The organism is Streptomyces sp. NPDC001502 (genome assembly GCF_042894785.1).
In the GTDB taxonomy this organism is placed as follows: domain Bacteria; phylum Actinomycetota; class Actinomycetes; order Streptomycetales; family Streptomycetaceae; genus Streptomyces; species Streptomyces kutzneri.
Genome location: NZ_JBIAVW010000003.1, coordinates 236,178 through 245,172, shown reverse-complemented (window position 1 = coordinate 245,172; position 8,995 = coordinate 236,178). Strand labels below are relative to the sequence as shown.

12 protein-coding genes are annotated in these 8,995 nt (G+C 72.5%); 9 read left to right on the top strand and 3 right to left on the bottom strand.

Going from position 1 to position 8,995, the window contains the following annotated elements:
* The first annotated feature begins 73 nt into the window (after positions 1-73).
* Positions 74-457 carry a helix-turn-helix transcriptional regulator gene (locus ACFY0D_RS05940; protein ID WP_390797176.1) on the top strand — a complete coding sequence of 128 codons (384 nt, stop codon included), beginning with the start codon at positions 74-76 and terminating at the stop codon, positions 455-457.
* 25 nt (positions 458-482) lie between these two features.
* Here the strand turns inward: ACFY0D_RS05940 and ACFY0D_RS05935 are convergent, their stop codons facing one another.
* Positions 483-1,244 carry a YqjF family protein gene (locus tag ACFY0D_RS05935; protein WP_390797175.1) on the bottom strand — a complete coding sequence of 254 codons (762 nt, stop codon included), beginning with the start codon at positions 1,242-1,244 and terminating at the stop codon, positions 483-485.
* 277 nt (positions 1,245-1,521) lie between these two features.
* Here ACFY0D_RS05935 and ACFY0D_RS05930 point away from each other — a divergent pair, with 277 nt between their 5' ends.
* Positions 1,522-1,917 (top strand): DUF4118 domain-containing protein, encoded by a 396-nt coding sequence (locus ACFY0D_RS05930; protein ID WP_390797174.1) that lies wholly within the window; start codon positions 1,522-1,524, stop codon positions 1,915-1,917.
* Here the strand turns inward: ACFY0D_RS05930 and ACFY0D_RS05925 are convergent.
* Entirely contained in the window at positions 1,907-2,620 is a 714-nt protein-coding gene (locus tag ACFY0D_RS05925; RefSeq protein ID WP_390797173.1) for a class E sortase, read from the bottom strand. The two genes, ACFY0D_RS05930 and ACFY0D_RS05925, sit on opposite strands and share 11 nt — an antisense overlap.
* A 298-nt stretch (positions 2,621-2,918) precedes the next feature.
* Between ACFY0D_RS05925 and ACFY0D_RS05920 the strand changes: the two genes are divergently transcribed.
* From ACFY0D_RS05920 to ACFY0D_RS05890, 7 genes are all read left to right on the top strand, one after another.
* On the top strand, positions 2,919-3,161 hold the full coding sequence (locus tag ACFY0D_RS05920) for a hypothetical protein (protein WP_390797172.1): 243 nt from the start codon (positions 2,919-2,921) through the stop codon (positions 3,159-3,161).
* Positions 3,162-3,211: 50 nt separating this feature from the next.
* Positions 3,212-5,461, top strand: a complete 2,250-nt coding sequence (locus ACFY0D_RS05915; protein WP_390797414.1) for a heavy metal translocating P-type ATPase — start codon at positions 3,212-3,214, stop codon at positions 5,459-5,461.
* Positions 5,458-5,988 (top strand): copper chaperone PCu(A)C, encoded by a 531-nt coding sequence (locus ACFY0D_RS05910; RefSeq protein WP_390797171.1) that lies wholly within the window; start codon positions 5,458-5,460, stop codon positions 5,986-5,988. Before ACFY0D_RS05915 ends, ACFY0D_RS05910 begins: the two co-directional genes overlap by 4 nt.
* A gap of 85 nt (positions 5,989-6,073) precedes the next feature.
* Positions 6,074-6,583, top strand: a complete 510-nt coding sequence (locus tag ACFY0D_RS05905; protein WP_390797170.1) for an NUDIX hydrolase — start codon at positions 6,074-6,076, stop codon at positions 6,581-6,583.
* A gap of 78 nt (positions 6,584-6,661) precedes the next feature.
* Complete coding sequence (locus ACFY0D_RS05900; RefSeq protein WP_390797169.1) at positions 6,662-7,540, top strand: SigB/SigF/SigG family RNA polymerase sigma factor; 879 nt, start codon at positions 6,662-6,664, stop codon at positions 7,538-7,540.
* A gap of 83 nt (positions 7,541-7,623) precedes the next feature.
* The gene (locus tag ACFY0D_RS05895; protein ID WP_390797168.1) at positions 7,624-7,995 is read left to right on the top strand and encodes an STAS domain-containing protein; all 372 of its coding nucleotides are present in this window, start codon (positions 7,624-7,626) and stop codon (positions 7,993-7,995) included.
* 5 nt (positions 7,996-8,000) lie between these two features.
* On the top strand, positions 8,001-8,450 hold the full coding sequence (locus ACFY0D_RS05890; RefSeq protein WP_390797167.1) for an ATP-binding protein: 450 nt from the start codon (positions 8,001-8,003) through the stop codon (positions 8,448-8,450).
* Positions 8,451-8,496: 46 nt separating this feature from the next.
* Here ACFY0D_RS05890 and ACFY0D_RS05885 read toward each other — a convergent pair whose 3' ends face one another.
* Complete coding sequence (locus tag ACFY0D_RS05885; protein WP_390797166.1) at positions 8,497-8,742, bottom strand: DUF6296 family protein; 246 nt, start codon at positions 8,740-8,742, stop codon at positions 8,497-8,499.
* Between the last annotated feature and the right edge of the window lie 253 nt (positions 8,743-8,995).

Below are 8,995 nucleotides of genomic sequence, written 5' to 3'. Positions count from 1 at the left end.
GACACACGTCAAGTAATACCGGAAAACCGGTTCTGGAATTGCATTTCGTGAGTCATCCCTCAAGAATGACGGTGTGGAGAGCGAGCACACAGGTCCCCGCCGCAACGGCTGGACCTTCCTGACGAACCATGCCCGGGTTCTGATCGCCATCGCGCGCGACCCGGGCATCCGGCTGCGCGACATCGCGGTGGACTGCGGTCTGACCGAGCGCACCGTACAGGCGATCGTCACGGACCTGCAGGCGGACGGGTACCTCAGCAGGACCCGGGACGGGCGGCGCAACCGCTACGTCGTCGCCCCCGGCGCCCGCTTTCGCCACCCTGCCGAGGCCGGCCACGAGATCGCCGGACTGCTGGCCTATCTCGCCGGCCCGCTGACCGCCCCGGGCCAGGCGGCGCCGTCCGCCGAGGTGGCGAACGACACAGCCGGCCACAGCGAGCCCCGCACGACCGTCTAGGCCGCTGGCGGGTGTCGTACCCGCGTCAGGCGCGCCCCAGGGACGGCCGCCCGAACCGTACGGGGACCCCGGGTGAGTAGAGCACGCTCACGGGCGGCCCGGCCGGGGCGGGCAGGCCTGCCGCGGCCACCAGGTCCTCGTCGCAGCCGAGGAGCTCGGCGCGGTGCAGCGGCCAGCGCGGATGCGCGTTCGGGACGTACAGCGGCCGGCCGAAGAGCTGTGTGTGCATGCCCCAGCGGGCGGTCAGGAAGTGCTCCAAGGCCGTCGGCTCCGCGATGCGCCCACCCACACGTACGGCGATCCGGCTGTGCGCGCCGCGCGGGCCGGGCCGGCGTCGGCTGCCGGCGTACGTGACCGTGTCGCCGTCATGACGGACCGTCATCCGGGACCAGACGTACGGCAGTCGGAACGCGGCCCGCCCGACGGCCACCGGGATCAGCCGGGAGGCGTCCAGCGAGCGGAAGACCACGGCCCGGCGGCCACGGGCGTCGACCGAGTAGAGGCGGACGTTGGTCTCGGGGAAGGAACCCAGGTAGGGGACGCCGGGAAGGCGGAACCAGCCGACCTTGTGCATGCGGAAGGCCACCAGGCCGACGTAGGTGACCCCGTCCAGGGTGTCCGGCACGGTGCCGGCGGGCAGCAGCGGGGCGACCTGGGCCGGGTCGGCGACCCAGTGCAGGAACGCCAGGTCGAGCCAGGACTGGGTGAGCAGGGGGCGGTCCACCGGGCGCGGCGGGTCTGCCGTTATCGGCTCCGGGACCACGGCGGGCGGCGGTGTCTGGCGCATTCAGCCAGTATTCCCCGCTCACCCGGCACCGACGCCGGCGGACGGTGTACCGCTCAGGCCCGGAACGGGCACGGCAAACCCCCGGTGTGTGCGGTGCCCGACGGAGGGGAACCGCGAAGTCCCCACCTCTGCAGCCACTTTGGCGACGCACCTTTCGAGCGGCCGGGGGCGGACGACGCAGCAGCCCGGCTCCGCTCACGGCTCCGGGCGTGCTCCCCCGGTGGGGCATCATCTCCGAGAGCCCCGACGGCGGGGCATCGCGCGAAGGAGGCGTCGCATGGTCGAGTGGAAACGGATCAGCTCAGGCATTCGTCCCGTACCCAGCCCTGCCGCGACCACCTCGGTCTGGGCCGCGGCGGCCGTCGCGGCCGTCGCCCTGGTCGCCGTGCTGAACCTCCTGGACGGACCGGACGACCCCACCGTCGACCTCATGGCGCTCTCCCTCGCCGTGGCCGTGGTGAGCACCGGAGCCCGCCTCACCGCCGCCCCGGGGACCGCCCTGCTCTGCTGGCTCGTCCTCAACGTCTTCGCGACCGCGCCCGTGGGTGAGCTCAGCTGGGAGACCCCCTACGACCTGGTACGTCTCGCCTGCCTCCTCGCCGCGGCGGGCACGGGAACCGCCATCGCCCGCCTCGGCCACGCGCGCGCCGCGCACCGGCGGCTCAGGCCTTAGGGGAGGTCTTGCGCAGCACGCCTATCTTGTCGATGCGGTGCTCGGGATTGCCCTGGGCGTCGCTCCAGAAGTTGCCCTCGGCGTGGTCCTCCGGTGTGGCGCAGGTCGAGATCGTGATCATGGCTTGGGTGGGTGCCGCCCCGGGTGTCCCGGGCACGGCGGCGCGCTGTTCGCTCAGCGAGCGCTCCGACCGGAAGGACGTCTTGCGGGTCGCGGTGATCTCGTAGGTGTACACCACCTCGCCCACGGTCACGAGGACCGTGTCGCCCTGCTCGACGGCGGGCAGGTCCCCCAGCGGACCACCGGCCGACATGCGGTGCGCGGTGACCAGGAAATTGCCCACCTGGCCCGGCCCGACCCCGCCCCGCTTCCCGTAAGGGCTGGCCGCCACGCCGAGGTCCTGGATACGGGTTCCCGGTATGTCGTCGGTGGTGCCCTCGTACGGAACCACGCGCAGCCCGGTGACACCCGCGGCGGGTATGGACAGCGTGGAGACCACGGGCGCGGAAGCAGGGGCAGGGGCAGGAACAGGCACCGGAGCGGGCACGGCGGCGGCGGTGACCACCGCCGGGGGTGTGGCGGCCGGGACGGAAGCGGATACCGCCGCACCGGCGGCGGTCGAGGGGGTGCACGCCGCCAGCAGGGCGGTCACGGCACCGGCCAGCACGGCGGGGACGGCTCGGTACGGGAACGGCAGGGACATGGGCATTTTCCGAGTCGGTCGGTCGGCCGGGGCGTGCGGCGGGCGGGTGACCCGATGCGCCCGGCCAGAGTGACATACGGAGCAAGAGGTCCATAAGGGTCCGGCCCTGTGACCTCGCTCCCGACACCCCGCACGGGCGGGCGTACGGAAACGAGGCGGGCGTACGGAGAAGAAAAGTCGCGGGAACTTCCTCCCGCTTCTCTGCGACTACCTCGCCGGAGGAAGTGCCGTCCCGGCTCCGGCACGGCTGACCGGCACCTCGTCCGTCTGGAACCGAGTACAAGTATCCGGAGTGACGATGACGGACCGGCTTGAGTACCCGACCCTGGCGATCACCGCGCTGAAGCGGTGGGCGCCGCCGCCCGCTCTCGCCGGCTTCATAGCGCTCCTCGTGGTGATGTTCGGCGCGGCGTACGCGGTGGGGGCGAGCGCCGGCCCGGTGGCCCCCGGTATGCGGTCCACCCAGGTCGACAGCCCGGCATTCGTAGGGGACCTGGGACGGACGCACGGGCACAGCGGCGGTACGGGTGGCACGCGGTGACGGCCGGGCGGACCGAGGTGGTGGCCACCACCGATCTGGTCGTCGGCGGGATGACCTGCGCGGCCTGTGTGAACCGTGTCGAGAAGCGGCTGGCCAGGATCGAGGGCGTACGCGCCACGGTCAACCTCGCCACCGGGCGGGCCCGGGTGATGCACCCATCGCACGTGACGCCGGAAGACCTCGTCTCGGCGGTCGAGCGGGCGGGCTACAGCGCCGAGGTGCCGGCTCCACCCGAGCCTGCGCAGGACCGGACGCCGCCGGCGGGGACCGAGGGTGCCCCGGGCCGCGAGGAGGTGCGGCGGCTGCTGATCACCGCCCTGCTGTCCGTTCCCGTTCTGGCGCTGTCGATGGCGCCCGCCCTTCAGTTCCGCAACTGGCAGTGGCTGTGCTTCGTACTGGCCGCGCCGGTCGCCGTCTGGGGTTCGCTGCCGTTCCACACCCGGGCGTTACGGGGGCTGCGGCACGCGGCGGCGACGATGGACACCCTGGTGTCGCTGGGCGTGGTCGCTTCCTTCTCCTGGTCCGCGTACGCGCTGTTCCTGGGCGGGGCGGGCGATCCGGGGATGCGGATGCCGTTCAGTCTGCTGCCCTCGGCGGGCGGCGAGGTGGCCCACATCTACCTGGAGGCCGCAGTCGGGGTCCCGCTGTTCGTGCTGACCGGGCGTTTCCTCGAATCCCGGGCCCGCCGTGGCACGGGTGAGGCACTGCGCTCGCTCGCCGGTCTGGCCGCCAAGGACGTGACGGTACAGGAGGACGGCGCCGAGCGGCTCGTCCCGATCGGGCAGTTGCGGGTGGGGCAGGAGTTCGTCGTCCGGCCGGGCGAGCGGGTCGCGACGGACGGGGTGGTGGCCTCCGGCGGTTCGGCCGTCGACCTCTCCCTGGTCACCGGCGAGAGCGAGCCCGTCGAGGTGGGACCTGGCCAGGCGGTGGTGGGCGGTGCGGTCAACGCGGGCGGTCTGCTGGTCGTCCGGGCCACCGCGGTCGGCGCGGACACCCAACTCGCCCGGATCACCCGCATGGTCACCGAGGCGCAGTCCGGAAAGGCCCGGGCCCAGCGCCTGGCCGACACGGTGGCGGGGGTCTTCGTCCCGGTCGTGCTGGCCCTGGCCGTCACCGTTCTCGGCTTCTGGCTCGGTGCCGGGGCCGATCCGCAGGCAGCCGTCACGGCCTGTGTGGCCGTCCTGGTCGTGGCCTGTCCCTGCGCCCTGGGGCTGGCGACCCCGACCGCCCTGCTGGCGGCGACGGGCCGGGGCGCGCAGCTGGGTCTGCTGGTCAGCGGCCCGCGGGCGCTGGAGACCCTGCGGCACGTCGACACCGTGGTCCTGGACAAGACCGGCACGCTGACGACCGGCCGGATGACCGTCACGCGCGTGACGGCCGTGCCCGACGGGATGGGCGGGGAGCGGGCCCTGTGGCTGGCGGCGGCGGTGGAACAGGGTTCCGAGCACCCGCTGGGCCGCGCCGTGGTCGCGTACGCCCGGCAGGAGCCGCACGGCGGGCCGCCGGCCGAGGTGTCCGGGTTCCGGGCCACCGCGGGCATCGGTGTGACCGGGGTGGTGGAGGGGCACCGCGTGGAGGTCTGCGCCGCCGGTGCGGACCTGCATCCGTCGCTGGACCGGGCCCTGGCCGAGGCGGAGGCGGCCGCGCACACGCCGGTCCTGGTCCGGGTGGACGGCGCCGACCAGGCTCTGATCGCTCTCGGGGACGTGCTGCGCCCCGGCAGCTACCGGGCCGTCGACCGGCTGCGGCGCCTGGGGGTGGAGCCGGTCCTGGCCACCGGCGACCGCGAGGCCACCGCGGTCCGGGTCGCCGCCGCGCTCGGGATCGGGATCGGGGACGTGCACGCGCACTGCTCGCCCGAGGACAAGGCACGGCTCGTACGGGAGTTACGCGGTCAGGGGCGACGGGTCGCGGTGATCGGCGACGGGGTGAACGACGCCGGCGCCCTGGCCGGGGCCGACCTGGGCATCGCCATGGGGAGCGGAACGGACGTGGCCATCGGCGCGGCCGATGTCACGCTGGTCCGCGGTGACATCGAGTCGGTCGCCGACGCCGTCGAGCTGGCCAGGCGGACCCTCGGGACGATCCGGGCCAACCTCGTCTGGGCCTTCGGCTACAACGTCGTCACCGTGCCGCTCGCCGCGGTGGGGTTGCTCAACCCGATGGTCGCGGCGGCCGCGATGTCGGTGAGTTCCCTGATGGTGGTGGCCAACAGTCTCCGGTTGCGTACCTGGCAGCCGGCAGCGCAGGCACGACGGGCGGGTACGGGCAGCCGGACGACGAAAGGCACGGGGCGATGACGCGTTCACCTTCGGAGCAGCCCCCGGGCGGCGGTCTCCCGACCCGTCGAAGCGTGCACGAGGGGCTGCGCGCCGCCATCGTCCCGGTGGCCACCTGTGCGCTCGCACTGGCCGGCCTGACGGCCTGGACCTCGTCCGGCGCCGCGGGCAGCCCGCCGCAGATCGCCGCCGGGAACGGCCGTGTTCTCCTGCCCCAGGGCAGCGGCCGGGACACGGCCGCCTTCTTCGACATCACCAACATCGGTGGCGCGGACGACCAGTTGACCGAGGTGACGTCACCCGGCGTCGAGGAGACCCTGCTCAGCCGGCGGGAGAGCTCTGGGCTCGGGGCCGATCTGTTACGGCCGGCGGGTCCGGTGAGGGTGACCGCGGGTGGCACCGTCGCCATGTCCCCCTCCGGCCTGAGCGTCACGACCCGGACGAAGCCGATCCGCTGGCAGGCGGGCGACATGGTGCCGTTCGTCCTCCACTTCCGTTACAGCGCGCCGGTCGAGGTGGTGGCGGTGGTGGTCCGGCCCGGCAGCTGACCCGCTGTCGGGCCGCGGCCCGTTCCCGGGGCCGGGCGGACACCCGTACCCGAGGGAGGAATTAGCCCCTGCGATCATGTGTCCCATGGGCGAACTGGTCGAACGGGTCGATGAGCAGGACCGCGTCGTGGCGGTCGTGGACCGTGCGGAGGCGATTCGCGAGCGCTGGCCGCACCGCGTCGCGACGATCGTGTGCCGCGACGGCGACGGCCGGATCCTCGTGCACCGCCGCCCGGACGACGCGTCCCGCTTCCCGGGGCAGTTCAACTGGATGCTCGGTGGCGCCGTCGGCGTCGGCGAGTCGTACGAGGAGGCCGCGGCCAGGGAGCTGGCGGAGGAGCTCGGGGTCCACGCCGTTCCCCGCTTCGTGCTGAAATTCCTGTGCGACGGAGTGATCAGCCCCTACTGGCTGGGCCTGCATGAAGCCGTGGTCACCGCACCGGTTCGGCCCGACCCCACGGAAGTCGCCTGGTTCGACTGGCTGACCGAGCCCGAGTTCGAGGACCTCGTCCACCGCGCCGCGTTCATACCGGACGCCCGGGAGGCGTTCGACCGGTATCGCGCCCTGGACCGCCCGCACGCTCACGAAGAGTGACGCTCGGCCACGCCGTGCACAGCTTCAACCCGGCGGGAGGGGGTATGGACCTCTGAGGGGACTCCCCGAGGAGGCTTCATGCCTGCCACTCTCCGTATCCAGGCCTGCCCCGCGCCGCAGCGGGACGCTTCGCAGGACCCTCGCGCGATCCGCGATCCGCGGTCCGTGAGCACCGCTGACGCCCACGACCTGTCGGTCACGCTCTTCCGGCGGCTGCACGAACTGGACGAGGGGACCGCGGAGTACTCGTACGTGCGCAACACCCTGGTCGAGCTGAATCTGAGCATGGTCAAGTATGCGGCCACGCGCGTCCGTCATGTCGGCGCGCCGTGGGAGGACGTCCTGCAGGTGGGCACCATCGGCCTGATCAAGGCCATCAACAGGTTCGATCCGGAGCGCGGGTTCGAGTTCATGTCGTTCGCCCTGCCCACCATCGTGGGAGAGATCAAGCGGTATTTCCGTGACACGACCTGGGCCGTCCGCGTACCGCGCCGGCTGCAGGAGTTGCGCATCGACCTGGCCAAGGCGAACGACGCGCTGGAGCAGGAGCTGGGCCACGCACCGGGTGTGCGGGAGCTCGCCGAGCGGCTGGACATCACCGTGGACGAGGTCTGCGAGGGCCGGCTCGCGTCCAACGGTTTCACCAGCCTCTCCCTCGACGTCCCCGTGACGGCGGAAGACGCCGAGGCGCCCGGCGTGTCGTCCCGGAGCCTCGGCGTCGAGGAGAGCCGCTTCGAGACGGTCGAGGATCTGGAATCGCTCAAGCCGCTGGTGGGAGAGCTGTCCGAACGGGACCGGACGATCCTTGCCCTGCGTTTCGGTGAGGAGCTGACCCAGGCCGAGATCGGCGAGCGCCTGGGCATGTCGCAGATGCACGTCTCCCGGCTGCTGGGCCGCATCCTGGGCCGCCTGCGGGAGGGACTGCTCGCCGAGGAACCGCAGGCCGGGGCGGAATGAGGCGGGCCCCTTCCGCACGGGACGGACAGGCATATCACGCTGGAACCCGGGCAGGTGCAGTGCACGAGGAAGGGTGATGCGGGATGGTGCCGGAAGCGGAGAGTGAACGCTTCACCGTCGCGGTGGAGGCCGTGGACGGAGCCGTCGTCCTCACGCTCACGGGGGAACTGGACCACGACACGGCGCAGCCGCTGCGGGACGCACTCGATGAGGCACTCGGCCCGGGCCGTCGGCTGCTGGTCGATATGGCCGGCCTCGGATTCTGCGATTCCACCGGACTGAACGTGCTGCTGAACACGCGCCTCGCGGCGCAGGAGGCGGGAGCGGGCCTCGAACTGGCCGGTCTGCACGGGCCTGTCGCCCGGATGTTCCGGATCACCGGTGCGGACGGTGTGTTCCCCGTCCACTCCGATGTGACGGAGGCCCTGAGGACGCCACACGCCGGAGGAGCCTGAGCCTCATGGAGCAGCGCGGGCCGTCCGACCGGATCTGGAGCCTGATGCTGTCCGGAACCACCGATGTCGTCACGCGCAGCCGTGACTTCGCCCGCCAGGCACTGACCGCCTGGCGCTGGCTCCCGGGGGCGGGAGAGATCGACCGCGAGGCCGCCGAGGACGTGCTCCTGCTGGTGTCGGAGGTGGTGGCCAACGCCTGCCTGCACGGCGGAGGACCCCGCGCACTCGTCCTCGACTTCTCGGCCGAGCGGCTGCGGATCGAGGTCACGGACAGCAATCCGGCCCCGCCGGTGCGCTTGCCGCCCCATGGGCCGGGCGACCGGGGAAGGCCGGTCGGTCACGGACTGCTGATCGTGGAACGTCTGGCCCGGGACTGGGGCTCCGAACCGGCGGTGGACGGCAAGCGCGTCTGGTGCGAGGTTCCGTGCCCGCCGGGGATCCGCGTTCCCGGATGACGTGGCGAACCACCCGGAGGCATCCGCGCCGCCGGACCGCTCCGTGTCACACGCTGGGCACGGCCCGGACGCTCACGCGCGAGGCGGGTTCCTGGTGGCCGCCGCTCGCGATCATGCGTACGTCGCCCTGGTCGCTGATCTCCGCCTGCACGATTCCGGTGTCGTCGGCGTAGATCGGATGGCCGCCGGGGCCGGTCCGGTCGGTGCGGTGCACGAGGACCGATTCCTCGCCACCCGGTACCGCATGGTCAGGGCCGGCGAATACCAGTTCGTACCTGCTGTCCCGTCCCATTCCGGCCTCCTCCGAGCGAATGCCCCGTCGGCACCATTATCGGGCACAGGGGCCCGACTGCGCGCTCGTGAGCACGGGCGGGGGGAGGAAGCTTCCGCACGGTCAACGCCCCGCGCGCACTCGGGGTTCCGGCTCGCGATGTGATCTTCCCCCACCCCTGAGCGCCTTTCCGCTACGGCTCTCACCTGCGCATACTCCAAAACCCGCCTCGCCCCGAACCGTCGGGGGCGATGGCAGATCGGATGGAGTTGAT